Here is a 15,173-nt window from a genome sequence, read left to right as displayed (position 1 = left end):
AAATATGGGTCTATTTAAGAAGAAAAACGTTATATATGCACCAGCTAATGGCGTGGTGAAAAGTATTGACCAAGTGAAGGACGAGATGTTTTCAACCAAACTATTAGGCGATGGGTTTGCTGTGGTACCAACAGATGATCTTGTTACAGCACCGATTGAAGGAACGGTGGTCTCTGTGTTTCCTACAAAACATGCGATTTCGTTAAAAACCAAAAATGGCTTAGAAGTTCTAGTCCATATTGGGATCGATACTGTGGAACTAAATGGCGCAGGATTCGATACCAAAGTTTCTGAAGGTGACAAAGTTACTGCCGAGAGTGTGCTGGCAAACGTTGATTTTCCGTTTCTGGCATCACAAGGCAAAGAAACGGATGTAATCGTTGTTTTCACTAATTCCGCACAGCGAACCTTGACGATTACAGAGAAGCAAGGGCGTTGTGGACAAACGATTGGCGTTATCAATGAGTGAGAACAGTTGCTGACAGGAGGTAGTGTTTTGAAGAAAAAAATTTTGTGTCCATCTATGATGTGTGCTGATTTTTCAATGCTAAAGGACGAGGTTGCCGCTTTAAAAGCGGCGAAAATCGATATTTTTCATCTTGATGTTATGGACGGACGATTTGTTCCAAATTTTGGTATGGGACTTCAAGATATCGAAGCTATTTGCAAATGGTCAGAAACCTTAGTTGATGTCCACTTGATGATTGAAGATCCGGGAGCGTATGTAGAGAAATTTGCGGATATAGGTGTAGATATCATTTATTTTCATCCGGAAGCAGATCGCCATCCTACAAGAACTATCAACAAAATCAAGCAAAAGGGAAAACAAGCCGGAATCGCTATCAATCCTGGAACAAGTGTAGCAATGATTGAAGAACTGCTGCCATTGATCGATTACGTGATGGTAATGACTGTTGATCCCGGTTTTTCAGGTCAAGCGTATTTGACACATGTAGAAGGAAAAATAAAGCAGCTTGCTGCAGTTAAGGAACGTTATTTCTACCAATTAATGGCAGATGGAGCGATTTCGCCTGCCGTAATGACTCGCTTAAGCGCCTTAGGTGTTGATGGGTTTGTTTTAGGGACCTCCGCTCTTTTTGGAAAAGAAGAATCGTATCAAGAACTGATCTCAATATATAAAGAGGAGGATCAAGCATGAAACTAGCAATCGGTTGTGATCATGTTGGGTTTGAATTAAAAACTGATATCATCACCTATTTGGAGTCGTTAGGGCACACGGTACAGGATTTTGGGACAGAAAGTGATAAACGCGTTGACTATCCCAATTATGCGGCGACTGTTGCAGAAGCGGTGGTAACCCAAAAGTGTGATTTGGGAATCTTGATTTGTGGCACAGGCGTGGGTATCTCAATTGCTGCCAACAAAATCAAGGGCATCCGAGCCGTAGTGTGCAGCGAACCCTATAGTGCTAAGCTCTCAAAAGAGCATAACAATACCAACGTATTGGCGTTTGGTTCGCGCGTCGTGGGCGTCGAACTAGCGAAAATGATTACTAAGGAATGGCTGGCTGCTGAGTTTGAAGGTGGTCGTCACCAAAAACGGGTAGCAATGATTGGTCAGTTAGAAGTAGAATGATCAAAGGTTAGAGGATTCGCTAATGCGAATCCTCGTCTTTTTTTGTTAACGAGAAATTTATCCCATAATCTAGATCAAATTGACGAACAATGAAAGTCCTTGCTCATACCGAGAGAAAAAGTATGGTATAATTTGAAAAAAAGTGAAGTTGACCAATTAATGGAGGTTGCTATGATTCCATATGAAAGACAAGAAAAAATTTTAGAAGCTTTGGCTCAAGATGAACTGTTAAAAATAGAGCAATTGCAAAGCATTTTGCCTACTGTTTCTATCTCAACATTGAGGCGGGATTTAAAAGAATTAGAAAAATCAGGAAGAGTTGAATTGTTGGCTGGTGGCGCAGTGAAGATTTGTTCAACGGCTTCCGAAATGCCGATTGCAGCTAAAGCTGCTTTGTATTCCCAAGAGAAAGAAGCGATCGCTACTTTGGCTGCTGAGTTGGTTCACGATGGTGATGTGATCTACCTAGATTCTGGTTCGACTTGTACAGCGTTACTGCATAAAATCATTAATAAAAAAATCACGATTATTACTACCAATACGAGTGTCTTTACAATTCAACAAGAAACTCCTGCCGAGATTTTACTTCTTGGTGGCCGATACAATCCCGTTATTTCATCCTTGAATGGTCCATTGACGGATGCAAATTTACAAACGTTTAACTTTCAAACGGCTTTTTTAGGTGCTAATGGTATTGATGCTGAAAAAGGTGTAAGCACGCCCAACTTGGTAGAGGCGAACAAAAAGCGTGAAATTCTAAATAATGCCAAAACCGCCTATTTATTGTGTGACAGTTCGAAATATGGACAAGTCGCCGCGGTAAAAGCTTTTAGTACAGAAGACGTTGTCATTATTTCTGATGCTTATAACGATAAGATTGGAGAACTGACGCAAATCATCTATCCGAACTAAAAACAGGATGGCATCTGAGTGGTATTGGCAATGTTGGAGATACAATTTAATAAAACGCATAATGGAAAATGAGTTTGGTGATGATCAAAACCAGTTAGGGATTATACCTAGCTGGTTTTTTAGTAAGGAAGCAAATTTGTTGATAGTTCCTTTATTTAACAACGTTGATTGTTGTATCGGTGAATAGTGAGTGACTTGTGGTTCTTTAGATACCAAGACTCAAAAACCAGTGAACGTACTTGTTAAAAATAACATTAAGGTCGTTCCCTTGATGGATTTCAATACCTTTATCAATTGGGTTATTAATTGATAATCATTGTTTTGGCGCCATTTTTCGTATTTAAAGATAACAAAGACATTTTTATATAAAAACAAAAAAATTGTTGACAGACAAAATGAAAGCGTTTATATTGGATATGTGGTTACTACCAGTTGAGAGTAAGGGGAGGACATAAGATGCTTGGTTTGGTTTTAACAGGTCATGGAGGATTTGCGCAAGGGATGGAAAATGCGCTTGCGATGATTGCAGGGCCGCAAGAACAGTTTCTAGCAGTGTCGTTTTTAGAGGAAAATCCGTTAGCTGACTTTGAAAAAGAGTTGCAAGGAGCAATCGATCAATTAAAGGAAACCTGTGATGGGGTCGTGATTTGTGCAGACCTTGTAGGCGGGACCCCTTTTAATGTTGCGATGACCGCTGCCAATGAGGTCCCGCAAGTCGAGGTCATCGGCGGCATCAATCTACTGCTGCTAGTGGAAGGTTCGTTGACTAGATATACGGCAACTGATCCAGAGCGTTTTTGTCAAGAACTGGCAGAGATTGGCAAGAGCGGTATTTTTCACGGAAAGATCAAAGGCCATGAGGAAACCAATGAGGAAGAAGGGATTTAACGATGTGGGAAATGATCTTAGCAGCCTCAATCGTGGTGCTTGTTTTTCTCTTTCTCTTTTTGGCGGTCTCATCTTTCTTGAATGGGAAACATCTGAAAAAGCAAAAAGGCTATTTCGCTGAATTGCAGCAGTCCTTGAAAAAGGGGCAGAAAATCAAATTATACGGCGGCATTATTGGGGAGATTCAAGCACTTGGGAAAGAGACGGTCGATCTAAGGGTGAAATCGGGAACGGTGATCGAAGTAGAACGCAGTGCGGTTGCAGAAATCATGCAGTAAATAGAAGGAGGACATATTTATGGGAGAACCAAATATTTTGTTGACGCGAATCGACAATCGGTTGATTCATGGGCAAGTTGCCACCCAATGGAACGGTACGTTGGGGGCAAATCTAATTTTAGTGGCAAATGATAAGGTCGCCAAAGACAAAGTCAGACAAGGGTTGATGGATATGGCGGCGCCAGCTGGCGTCCAAACGAGGTATTTCTCGATTCAAAAAACCATCGAGATCATTCATAAAGCATCGCCAAAACAAAAGATTTTCATGGTGGTTGAAAATCCTCAAGATGCGTTGAAATTAGCTGAAGGTGGGGTGCCAATCAAGAAACTCAACATTGGGAATATGCATATGTCAGAAGGGAAAAGACAGGTTGCTACGACAGTTGCCGTCGATGAAGCAGATGTCGATGCTTTTAAAAAACTGAAGGAAATGGGGGTGCAATTAGTGATTCAGCGGGTTCCAACGACACCTGTTGAAGATGAAAAGAAATTATTTCAGTGATGCAGAGATAAGGAAGGAGAAAGAAAATGGATTACACGATTTTTCAAATCATTTTAGTCTTCATAGTTACATTCATTGCCGCAATCGATCAATTTAGTTTTTTAGAATCATTGTACCAGCCCATTGTTACCGGGATGGTTATCGGACTTATTCTTGGAGATCTTCAAACCGGCTTGATCGTTGGCGGAACCTATCAGTTAATGACGATCGGCAATATGCCGGTGGGCGGCGCGCAACCGCCAAATGCGGTGATTGGCGGAATTATGGCAGCAATCTTAGCGATCACGCTGCAGCTGGAACCGACAGTGGCCGTCGCTACGGCGATTCCGTTTTCTTTGCTGGGGCAATATGGGGTGACGATTATCTTCTCACTAATGTCGCCAGTGATGTCAAAAGCTGACAGCTACGCCCATGATGCCAATACGAAGGGCATTGACCGGATCAATTATTTAGCGATGGTGGGTCTTGGAACGATCTTCGGCTTGATTGTGGTCTTATTCTTTATCGGCGGTGCTGCCTTCGGGAATCAGGCGGTCGCAGCGATCCCTCAATGGTTGATGGGTGGGCTCGGCGCAGCTGGGGGCATGATGCGGTATGTCGGTTTTGCGATTTTACTAAAAGTGATGGTTTCCAAAGAAATGTGGGGCTTCTTCTTTATGGGGTTTGGTTTAGCCACGATCGTAATGGCGGCACCTTCTTTGCAAGGACCAGCCTTGATCATTCTAGCCTTTATCGGTTTTGCATTAGCCTTTTGGGATTATCAAATCCAGTCCAAATTTAAAGTAGCAACAGCCAATACCTATGATTTCGGAGGCGATGAAGATGGCATATAATATTCCCGATTCTTATAGCGAACAAGCGCCCGCAGAACAACTGGATAAAAAGACCTTGAACAATATGGTCTGGCGTTCCTTATTTCTACAAGCCTCTTTCAACTATGAGCGAATGCAAGCAGGAGGCTGGTTATTCAGTATTTTACCGGGATTGAAAAAGATCCACAAAAATGAAAAGGACTTGGCTGCTTCAATGAGCCATAACCTAGAGTTTTTCAATACTCATCCATTCCTCGTGAACTTTGTGATGGGGATCATTCTATCGATGGAACAAAACAAAGCCGATATTCCCATGATTCGGGCAGTGCGAGTCGCCGCGATGGGACCGCTAGGCGGGATCGGTGACGCGTTATTCTGGTTCACTCTGGTACCGATAACAGCTGGTATCACAGCCAATATGGCGATCAACGGCAACATCGCTGCACCGTTTATTTTCTTACTGGTATTCAATGCGGCCCAATTTGGTTTACGGTTCTTCTTGATGCATTGGTCCTATCGTTTAGGGACAGATGCGATTGGGATCTTAACGGAAAATGCCAAAGAGTTCACCCGAGCAGCGAGTATTTTAGGGATTTTTGTTGTCGGTTCCTTGACCTGCGTGTATGGGGCGACGTCTTTGGATATTCAGATCCCTAACGGTACTACCAATGAAGTGACACAAGCGACGACGATCGTGGATGATCAAGCAGCCATTGCCGCTTACGAAGACATGCTGTATACCACGGATGAGAATGGACAATTGACCGACACACTGCAAGAAAATGCGGCGGTCAACGAATTGGCTAACGGCAAATATGAATTGACGTTTAACAAAGTCAACGAAGTGCCTGTGACGATCGATATTCAAAAAATCCTCGATGGGATCTTGCCGCAAGTGATTCCATTGACCATCACACTGATGCTGTATTTCTTCTTATCAAAACGCGGCTGGACGCCGTTGAAATGTATCGCTTTGCTGCTAGTGATCGGCTTGATCGGTTCTGGCTTTGGTCTGTATCCATCCATTTGGCCGCAATAAGCAAGCTAGCAGAAGAAACGGCGCAAACCGTAGGAGGAGTTTTGCTAAGCAAGCAAAAGCTGACTTTTCAGCTTAGCTCGTGCTGGCAATTGGTTCATTTTCCTGCGTGAAGAGATGCAAGTTCAGGAAACAGAGCCCCTGTAGACGATTGTTTGACACGCCTATCGGGAAATAGTACACTCGTTATGTGGTAGTAACCAGTTTGGAGGGGCTTATGAATATCAATAAAAATCGACAACCATTATACGATCAATTGTTAAATTTACTGATTGAAAAAATCGAAAATGAAATGGAAGCAGACACGATGCTTCCCTCAGAAAGAGAACTGTCAAAGCGCTACGGGTTAAGTCGGACCACCGTTCGCTTGGCACTACAGGAGTTAGAAAAATTAGGCTATATTTATCGCCAACATGGTAAAGGAACCTTTGTCTCGGATATCCGCAAGCAGGCAACCAATTTATCGGGTTCCTATAGTTTTACCGAACAGATGAAAGCACTGGGGAAACAACCGGAAACTAGAGTATTGGCATTCAAAAAAATGGAAGCGACAAAATATTTTGCTACTCAGTTGCAAGTTTCCATTGGCGAGCCGATCTACAAGTTAAAACGATTGCGTCTTGCTGATGGCCAACCGATGATGATCGAGCGTTCTTATCTGCCCGTCAAGCGCTTCATGAATTTAACGAGTGAGATGATCGAGCAAAAACCATTGTACGATATCTTCCATGAAGATTTTCATCAAGTGATCCGCCTAGCGGACGAAGAATTTTTTGCCAGCATTGCCAGTGCGAAAGATGCGGCATTGCTAAAAATCCACGAAGGTGCGCCGGTGTTGAACCTGGTACGCAGCACGTTCAATATTGAAAATGAAGTGATCGAATACACCTTGAGTGTTGCTCGAGCAGACCAATTTAGATACAAAGTCCGCCACTTGCGTAACGACGAGTAGCGCATTTCCTAGACAGTCTGAAATGATCCGCTCGAGCAAAGAAAAGGTGTGTATTCAAAACCAGTGAGGTCGAGGAAGTTTGCCCTTTGGGTGATCGCTAAGTATTCATCCAAGACAACGCTCCTCGTACCGTCACTGGGAATACATACTGGAAAACCAGCAGCTAGGAGGAAGAAAGATGTTTCAACTGTCAACAAAGGAATTAGCAGAATTAGGTGCGGAGATTACAACAAGAGAAATCAAACAACAGCCAGAACTGTGGCAAGAAACCTTGACGATCTATCAAGAAAAGCAAGAGGCTATCGCGGCTTTCTTACGTACTATCAAGCAAAAGACGGACAAGCGAATCCGCGTGGTCTTCACGGGAGCGGGGACATCGCAATATGTTGGAGATACGATCGTTCCTTACTTGAATAAGAACGGCGCAACGGTGGATTATCTTTTTGAAAGTATTGCTACGACGGATATTGTCGCTGCTCCAGAACAAGTTTTATTTGCGGATGAGCCAACACTGCTCGTTTCTTTTGCTAGAAGTGGCAATTCACCAGAAAGTTTAGCAGCGGTCAAAATCGTCGATCAATTCGTTGCGGACAGCTATCATTTGACGATCACTTGTGCAGCCGACGGATCTTTGGCACAACAAGCTGCGGCTGATGAAGCGAGTTATCTGTTATTGATGCCTGAGAGGTCAAATGATGCTGGATTTGCGATGACGGGAAGCTTTTCTTGCATGGCCCTTTCGGCACTGCTGATTTTTGACCAGACGCCTCTGGCGGAAAAAGGGCATTATGTTGAAACCCTTAGCCGGTTGGGGCAAGAAGTGATCGACAGAGAAACAGAACTCCAAGTACTGACGGACCGTTCCTTTAAGCGAATCGTTTACCTTGGTTCAGGCACGTTGTCGGGGTTGACCAGGGAAGCACAGCTAAAAGTATTGGAACTGACTGCGGGAAAAATCGCCACCGTGTTCGATTCTTCGATGGGCTTCCGTCATGGACCGAAATCATTCGTAGATGATCAAACCCTCGTCTTTGTCTTTGTCAGCAATACGCCATACACGCGGCAGTATGATCTTGATATGTTGGAAGAATTAAAGAGTGACGGCATCGCCGTCGCAGTGACCGCCATCGGACAGCCGGCAGCTGTGAATTTTTCAGGAACAAACTTTTTCTTTCCAGATGCCACATTATTGCCAGACGGTTATCTTGCCTTAGTAGACATTGTTTTTGCGCAAACGATCGCACTGTTGGCATCGATCAAAGTCGGTAATACACCGGATACCCCTTCGCCAACGCGTACCGTCAATCGGGTGGTCAAAGGCGTGACGATTCATCCGTATAACAACTAACGATGACTGAGAAAGACCACCACGAGCACGTATCTTTTCGTGTACGAAGTCGATACGTGCGGTGGTCAATCAGTCGAACGGCTTCATCAATAGACATTTTTATATGTGCTGACAACCGTTTCGCCAACACTGAAAAAAGTGAAAGCGGTTGATTCTTTGGCATGGACAAAAAAGGAGGAATTTTAATGAAAGCAACCATAACGAAAGCCAAAAAAGCAGCAATGGATCGCCTGTCAACGAAAGAAGGAGTGATCGCAGCTTTAGCAATCGACCAACGAGGTGCCTTGAAAAAAATGATGGCAGCACTTGGCGTGGAGGCTGATGCAGAAAAAATCAGCCAGTTTAAAAAGCTAGTCTCACAAGAATTGACCCCTTACGCGTCTTCCATTTTACTAGATCCAGAATATGGGTTGGCAGCTGCGCAAAGTCGTGATCCAGAGGCGGGGCTTTTGCTGGCGTATGAAAAAACCGGCTATGATGCGACTACGCCGGGACGTTTGCCTGATTTATTAGGGGAATGGTCAGTTGAGCGATTAAAAGCAGCAGGCGCCGATGCCATCAAATTTTTGCTTTATTATGATGTAGATGAAGATGCCCAGATCAATCAGTTGAAACACGTCTTTGTGGAACGACTCGGCAGCGAATGCCAAGCGGCTGATCTGCCCTTCTTTTTAGAAGTCCTTTCCTATGATGCTAAGCTGCCTGAAGTCGACTCAAAAGCATATGCGCAACGCAAACCAGAAAAAGTCATTGGATTGATGAAGGAATTTTCAAAACCGCAGTACAAAGTCGATGTGTTAAAAGTGGAAGTACCAGTCAACATGAATTATGTGGCAGGTTTTGCCAAGGGAGAAGCCGTGCATACCAAGGAAGAAGCTGCCGCGTATTTCAAAGCGCAAAGCGACGCGACACATCTGCCGTTTATTTTTCTCAGTGCAGGCGTATCAGCCAGCTTATTCCAAGAAACACTGGTTTTTGCCAAAGAAGCTGGCTCCACCTTCAATGGCGTCTTGTGCGGCCGGGCAACGTGGAAAGATGGTGTTGAGCCCTTTGTAAAACAAGGAACAGAAGCAGCCAAAGAATGGCTAGCAAGTACTGGAAAACAGCACATCGAAGACTTGAATGAAGTGATCCAAAAGACCGCCACTTCTTGGTGGGACAAAGTCGCAGTCAAGGAATAGTTTTTTCACTGTTTGACAAGAGAAATGGCCAATAATCAGACATCTTAAGGGCTTTTGAGAAGAAGTGGCAGGCTTCTGACTTAAGGCTTTAGGGTGTCTTTTTTATACGTTGACAAGTTCGGTTATCATCGTAGGAATGAAACGTAAATAGGAAGAGGTTTCGAGAGTAATTTACGAGGGGACTTGAATAGGATAAACTAGCAGTAAGAGCCATCAAATCCACCTGCTTCACTTTTGGTCGAAATAAGGTTCAATAAACCTACAATAAAGGAGCATTCATGAACGAGTATACGTTTCATTCCGTCACGTCAGAAAACCAACAAGCTGCCTATAGTATTTATCAGAAAAACCAGGCCTATTTTGCTTTAACGAAAGAGACACCTTCCATCGAACAACTCATGCGGGACATGACTGTTCTACCGCCATCTGTGGCTCAAGAGCAAAAGGTATTTTCTATTATTTATTATGATCAAAAACCTATTGCTATCATGGATTATCTTGTTGATTATCCGCAAGAGGGCACTGCGTATATTGGCTTGCTGCTGGTTGGCGAAAGACGTCAGGGGCACGGGCAAGCTCTTTATCATCAAGTAGAACAAGACTGGCGCATAAAGGGGATTTCTCTCGTATCTCTCGCTGTTATTGAAGAAAATACAGCCGGTAGATCTTTCTGGGAGAGTCAAGGATTTAAAGAAACACGAAAAGCCGTGACAACAGTCAATGATCAGAAGGTAAGTGTGGTCTGCTTTGAGAAAAAGATCAGAAATTCTTAAACAACAGGTGAAGCAAGAATGAAATAACAAATCATTCGGTTATGAAAATTTAAAAAACCTCCTTATTAAATTAGATTTTCTGGAAAACAATCCTAAATAAATGAGTAAACATTACGAAAAAGTAGCTATAAAAAATCGTTGGTTTTTATAACTAATACTGCGACTTGGTGCCCTTATCGATTTGTATAGTCATCGATTTTAAGAAAAATGTAAGGGTTGACATTTTCTTTTGTAGATAGTACGATGTTGTCAAAGATGCAGGAGTGTTACTGATAAACAAGTCAGGCACCACCAAGTCCAAAAGCAAAGTTATTCTTCGCGTAACAGCGCAGGAAGCTTCGTTTTAGGTTTGGTGTTTTTTTGTCTTTAAGGAGGTGGAAATGATGACTATAGTAAAAACACTGAATAACAATATTGTTTTGGTACGAGATGATCAAGGGACTGAGAAAGTTTTATTTGGGACAGGAATTGGGTTTAAAAAGAAACGTGGAGACATGGTTGATGAAGCATTGATCAGTAAAATTTTTACTCCCAATGAAGAGGAGAAGCATAGCCATAAGATAGAGAATTATACGCCGGAAGTATTAAGTATTGCAGCAAAAATTATTGATCTTGGGGAAGCAGAATTAAATCAAAAGTTTGGTACCGGATTGTTGTTTTCTTTAGCAGACCATTTAACTTTTTCGTTGAACAATTCGGTAGAAAATGAAAATCCCATCAAATGGGAGATTCCTCATCTATATTACAAAGAATATCAAATCGGTAAGCAAGCGTTGGCACTTATTCAACAAGAGTTAGCTGTGCAATTATTGCCAGAGGAAGCAGCATTTATTGCGCTTCATTTTGTGAATGGACAGATTGATCAGTCGAATATGGCAGATACATTGCAAATAACAGAAGTGATCAAAAAAATTGTTAAAATCGTCCAAATCCTTTATGGAACAGTCTTAGATAAAACAACAGCAGATTATTCACGATTTATTACTCATATTCGTTATTTCATTATGCGCCAAAAAAACAAAAAAACGTCGTTGAAGATGGACGAGCAAATACGTGAACTGATTCAGGAACGATATATGAAAAGTTATGCCTGTGGTCTGCTCATTAAAGATATGCTAGATAGAGAGTACCATTGGAAAATCTCTGAGGATGAATTGGTATATTTAGTCATTCATATTGAACGAATTACAACTAAATAAAGATAAGGTGTGTTATCTAGAAAAGAGCATAAGCCTAAGTGGAAGTTTTTTTCACTTGGGCTTTTTCTTTAGTAAAGGAGGAGCAACAATGGAAAATAAAGAATTAGCGAAAAAAATCATTGCCTTAGTTGGTGGAAAAAGTAACATATCCCAAAGCTGGCATTGCATTACCCGTTTACGATTTAATTTGATAGATGATTCGAAAGTAGAAAAGAATGAGATCAATGAATTAGCAGGAGTGATCGGCAGTCAATTTAGTGGGGGGCAATATCAAGTGATCATTGGTGCCAAGGTGGCTGAAGTCTACAAAGAAGTTGCCGATCAATTAGGGGAAGAGGTTACTATGGAAGGGTCTTCGAATAAGAAAATGAACTTCTTAGATAAAATTTTCGATGTGATTAGTGGAATCTTCACGCCACTGATGCCTGCAATCATCGGGTCAGGTTTGATCAAAGGTCTCATGGCATTATTCGTTGTAGTTGGGTGGCTTTCACCAGAGAGCTCTGCCTATGAAGTATTGAATATCTTCTCAGATGCGGTATTTTACTTCTTGCCTTTCTTTGTTGCTATCACAGCAGCTAGAAAATTTCAGACGAAAGAGTCTCTGGCTGCTGCGTTAGCAGCGATCCTCATGTATCCCACGCTGATCAATGGTGCGGCAGAAGGAGGAAGTGCATTATCGTTATTTGGTCTAGCCATTCCATTAAATAACTATTCTTCTACGGTATTACCGATTATTTTAGGTGTACTTCTTATGAGCTATATCAATAAATGGATGGATCGAGTAGTTCCTAAAACAGTTAACATCGTTTTTAGTCCAATGTTGACCTTACTAGTCACGGCACCGATTCTCTTAGCGATCGTTGCACCACTAGGAAATTTTTTAGGTAAATATTTAGAAGAAATCTTTACCACGTTGTTCACCGTTGCAGGTCCTTTAGCGGGCTTGTTGATGGGAGGACTGATGCCGCTGATCGTCATAACAGGTATGCATTATGCTTTCTTTCCTGGAACATTTGCTAGTCTTCAAAAATTAGGCTACGATATTATGCTTTTGCCGATGAATTTGGTTGCGAATAGTGCACAGGCTGGAGCTGTTTTAGGGGTAGCTTTGAAGGCGAAAAAAGCGACCACGAAATCTTTGGCATTTTCTACTCTGATTCCTGCAATTTTCGGAATTACTGAACCAGCTATCTATGGCGTAACGTTGCGCTTGAAGAAACCTTTCTATGCCTCATTGGCAGGAGGCGCTGTAGGAGGAACGATTTTTGGCTTTTTTGCAGTCCAAGTGACCGCATTTTCTATTCCTGGTATTACTGCTTTACCAACATACATTATTCAGGATTCGAATAATTTTATTTATGCGCTGATCGGTTATATCGCTAGTTTTGTCGTTTCGTTTGTTCTAACAATGTTTTTGGGATTTGAAGAAGAAGCATCAGAAAAAGCATCAGAAAAAACGACCAATATAGCAGTTGAAACCAAATATCCAATTGAAGTTTATTCTCCTATGGAAGGCGAGGTCAGAGATTTAGCGACCGTTGCAGATGAGACATTTTCAACAGGGCTAATGGGAAAAGGGGTAGCAATTTTTCCAGAAGAAGGCGTAGTCTACGCACCATTTTCCGGGAAAATCACGATGATGACTCCGACGAAGCATGCGGTAGGAATACGTTCAGAAGAAGGTGTCGATCTTTTGATCCATGTTGGGATCGATACTGTCAAGCTGCAAGGCGAATCTTTTGATTATCTTGTTGCAGCAGACGAAACAGTCGAAAAAGGACAACCCATCATTAGGTTTGACTTAGAAAAAATAGCTAGAAGTGGGTATGATCTAACAACAATGATCATTGTGACCAATAGCTCAGAATTTTTAGACGTGATCATTACTGGAGATAGGCATGTGGAGTCAACGACATCGCGCTTGATGATGTGCATTCAATAATAGAAAAGGAGAGAAAATAATGAAAAAATTTACAGGATTTAAAGATGATTTTTTATGGGGAGGAGCTACCGCTGCTAACCAAATCGAAGGTGCTTATTTAGAAGGCGGAAAAGGATTATCAACTTCAGATTTTGCCGCATACAAAGACCCTTATGCTTCTGGAAAAGTAAATAATTTTACTTTTAACGTCACTTCAAAAGAGTTAGCTGAGTATGCGATGCATCCTGAATGTTATCTTTTCCCAAAACGTTGGGGCATTGATTTTTACCATCGGTACAAAGAAGATATTGCTTTATTTGCAGAAATGGGATTTAAATGTTTTCGCTTATCAGTTTCATGGGCGAGGATTTTCCCCACGGGACTTGAAGATGAGCCGAATGAAGTAGGTCTAGCTTTTTATGATGCTGTTTTCGATGAGTGTGAGAAATATGGCATTGAGCCTTTGGTAACGATGTCACATTATGAAATGCCGATCGAACTGACGAAGAAGTACAACGGATGGATCAGTCGTGAGCTAGTTCCCTTGTTTGAGAAGTATGCCCGGGTTATTCTTGAACGCTATAAAAATAAGGTGAAGTATTGGATCACGTTCAATGAAATGAATATGAATCTTAATAGCTTATATACAGGGGCGGGGATCTTAGAAGATTTAGTGGATGATTCATTGCAAGCGGCATATCAAGCGTCTCACCATCAATTCTTGGCAAGCGCATTGGCTGTAAAAGCTGCGAAAGAAATTATTCCTGATGTAGAGATTGGGTGTATGATCAATCAAATAGAAGCATATGCACATACAACAAAGCCAGAAGATCAACTGCAAGCGGTGAAATCCAACCAGTTGAATATGTTTTATCCTGATGTTCAAGCACGGGGGTATTATCCTAGCTATATTTATAGCTACTTTTCAGAGAATGACTTGTCCATCGATATCCGACCAGAAGATGCGGATATCCTTCAAGAGGGGACAGTGGACTTTGTGGCCATTAGTTATTATATGTCTCATGTTGCGGAGGCTAGAGAAGATGCTTCTAAATTAGCAGGTACTTTTGATAGCCCAATTAAAAATGAATATTTAGAGCTCTCTCAATGGGACTGGCCAATTGATCCAATTGGGTTAAGAATATCATTGATTAAATTATATGATCGTTTCCAAAAACCTTTATTTGTTTGTGAAAATGGGTTAGGAGCGAAAGATGAGTTAGTCAATGGGGAAGTTCACGATGCGTATCGAATCGATTATTTAAAAAAACACATTGAACAAATGCGCGAAGCCGTTAAAGACGGTGTTGATCTCATGGGATACACGCCATGGGGCTGCATTGATTTAATCAGTTGCGGAACTTCTCAAATGTCAAAACGCTACGGCTTTATCTATGTGGATCAAGATGACCAAGGACAAGGAAGTTTGGCTCGTTATCGGAAAGACTCGTTTTATTGGTACAAGAAAGTGATTGCTTCTAATGGAGATAAATTATAAAAAAGGCTGTGAATGAGCAGGGGAGCAAAAAGATAGAAACAGAAAAACTCAGACAATCGTTGCAAGTAGGAGTGTGCCTCATGCTTGGCTTTTTAAAAGCATAAGACCCAAAGCGCGCGACAGCAGTTTCAACTGCTGTCGCGTATTTGTATTTCAATGGTGTTTGTATGTGTTGATTAGTAAATGAGTTTAAAACTTTTCTATGATTTTTTTAATAAATATTCCTATTGATTATCATATTTTCTTAATATTAAATCAGTTAACTTTCGCCATT

At 41.8% G+C, this 15,173-nt stretch carries 16 protein-coding genes; all 16 read left to right on the top strand.

The genetic code is table 11. The annotated features are described in order from the left end of the window. Positions 1-4 precede the first annotated feature (4 nt). The 16 genes from IGI89_RS03960 to IGI89_RS03885 all read left to right on the top strand — a co-directional run bounded on the left by IGI89_RS03960 (position 5) and on the right by IGI89_RS03885 (position 14,899). On the top strand, positions 5-469 hold the full coding sequence (locus tag IGI89_RS03960) for a PTS sugar transporter subunit IIA (RefSeq protein ID WP_077453032.1): 465 nt from the start codon (positions 5-7) through the stop codon (positions 467-469). A gap of 27 nt (positions 470-496) precedes the next feature. Further along, positions 497-1,159 (top strand): ribulose-phosphate 3-epimerase, encoded by a 663-nt coding sequence (locus IGI89_RS03955; protein ID WP_077453031.1) that lies wholly within the window; start codon positions 497-499, stop codon positions 1,157-1,159. Beyond that, positions 1,156-1,596, top strand: a complete 441-nt coding sequence (gene rpiB / locus IGI89_RS03950; RefSeq protein WP_016611535.1) for a ribose 5-phosphate isomerase B — start codon at positions 1,156-1,158, stop codon at positions 1,594-1,596. The genes IGI89_RS03955 and rpiB overlap by 4 nt, the downstream gene beginning before the upstream one ends. 159 nt (positions 1,597-1,755) lie before the next feature. Beyond that, complete coding sequence (locus IGI89_RS03945; RefSeq protein WP_005226765.1) at positions 1,756-2,508, top strand: DeoR/GlpR family DNA-binding transcription regulator; 753 nt, start codon at positions 1,756-1,758, stop codon at positions 2,506-2,508. A 456-nt stretch (positions 2,509-2,964) separates the two neighbouring features. Next, a complete protein-coding gene (locus IGI89_RS03940; protein WP_086332885.1) occupies positions 2,965-3,396 on the top strand; it encodes a PTS sugar transporter subunit IIA in 432 nt (143 codons plus the stop codon). Between the two features lie 2 nt (positions 3,397-3,398). Next, positions 3,399-3,674: a preprotein translocase subunit YajC gene (yajC, locus tag IGI89_RS03935; RefSeq protein ID WP_008376459.1), complete on the top strand. Its 276-nt coding sequence runs from the start codon at positions 3,399-3,401 to the stop codon at positions 3,672-3,674. A gap of 19 nt (positions 3,675-3,693) precedes the next feature. Further along, a complete protein-coding gene (agaV, locus tag IGI89_RS03930) occupies positions 3,694-4,176 on the top strand; it encodes a PTS N-acetylgalactosamine transporter subunit IIB (RefSeq protein ID WP_005232625.1) in 483 nt (160 codons plus the stop codon). A 26-nt stretch (positions 4,177-4,202) separates the two neighbouring features. Next, positions 4,203-5,009 (top strand): PTS mannose/fructose/sorbose/N-acetylgalactosamine transporter subunit IIC, encoded by an 807-nt coding sequence (locus IGI89_RS03925; protein ID WP_005232623.1) that lies wholly within the window; start codon positions 4,203-4,205, stop codon positions 5,007-5,009. After that, positions 4,999-6,027 carry a PTS system mannose/fructose/sorbose family transporter subunit IID gene (locus IGI89_RS03920; RefSeq protein WP_008376454.1) on the top strand — a complete coding sequence of 343 codons (1,029 nt, stop codon included), beginning with the start codon at positions 4,999-5,001 and terminating at the stop codon, positions 6,025-6,027. Before IGI89_RS03925 ends, IGI89_RS03920 begins: the two co-directional genes overlap by 11 nt. A gap of 214 nt (positions 6,028-6,241) precedes the next feature. Next, the gene (locus IGI89_RS03915; RefSeq protein ID WP_016619581.1) at positions 6,242-6,976 is read left to right on the top strand and encodes a GntR family transcriptional regulator; all 735 of its coding nucleotides are present in this window, start codon (positions 6,242-6,244) and stop codon (positions 6,974-6,976) included. Between the two features lie 178 nt (positions 6,977-7,154). Then, on the top strand, positions 7,155-8,324 hold the full coding sequence (locus IGI89_RS03910; protein WP_430601307.1) for an SIS domain-containing protein: 1,170 nt from the start codon (positions 7,155-7,157) through the stop codon (positions 8,322-8,324). Between the two features lie 185 nt (positions 8,325-8,509). Beyond that, the gene (gene lacD, locus IGI89_RS03905) at positions 8,510-9,505 is read left to right on the top strand and encodes a tagatose-bisphosphate aldolase (RefSeq protein ID WP_438735347.1); all 996 of its coding nucleotides are present in this window, start codon (positions 8,510-8,512) and stop codon (positions 9,503-9,505) included. 278 nt (positions 9,506-9,783) lie between these two features. Continuing rightward, positions 9,784-10,278 (top strand): GNAT family N-acetyltransferase, encoded by a 495-nt coding sequence (locus IGI89_RS03900; protein ID WP_429946947.1) that lies wholly within the window; start codon positions 9,784-9,786, stop codon positions 10,276-10,278. Between the two features lie 383 nt (positions 10,279-10,661). Continuing rightward, a complete protein-coding gene (locus tag IGI89_RS03895) occupies positions 10,662-11,477 on the top strand; it encodes a PRD domain-containing protein (protein WP_223347153.1) in 816 nt (271 codons plus the stop codon). A gap of 88 nt (positions 11,478-11,565) precedes the next feature. Continuing rightward, positions 11,566-13,422: a beta-glucoside-specific PTS transporter subunit IIABC gene (locus IGI89_RS03890; protein WP_430601309.1), complete on the top strand. Its 1,857-nt coding sequence runs from the start codon at positions 11,566-11,568 to the stop codon at positions 13,420-13,422. 19 nt (positions 13,423-13,441) lie between these two features. Continuing rightward, a complete protein-coding gene (locus IGI89_RS03885) occupies positions 13,442-14,899 on the top strand; it encodes a glycoside hydrolase family 1 protein (RefSeq protein WP_086332890.1) in 1,458 nt (485 codons plus the stop codon). The last annotated feature ends 274 nt before the right edge of the window (positions 14,900-15,173 follow it).

Source organism: Enterococcus sp. AZ141 (genome assembly GCF_051714385.1).
Classification (GTDB): Bacteria; Bacillota; Bacilli; order Lactobacillales; family Enterococcaceae; genus Enterococcus_D; species Enterococcus_D entomosocium.
Note: the sequence above shows the minus strand (reverse complement) of the source record. Positions and strands in the feature narration are given on the sequence as shown.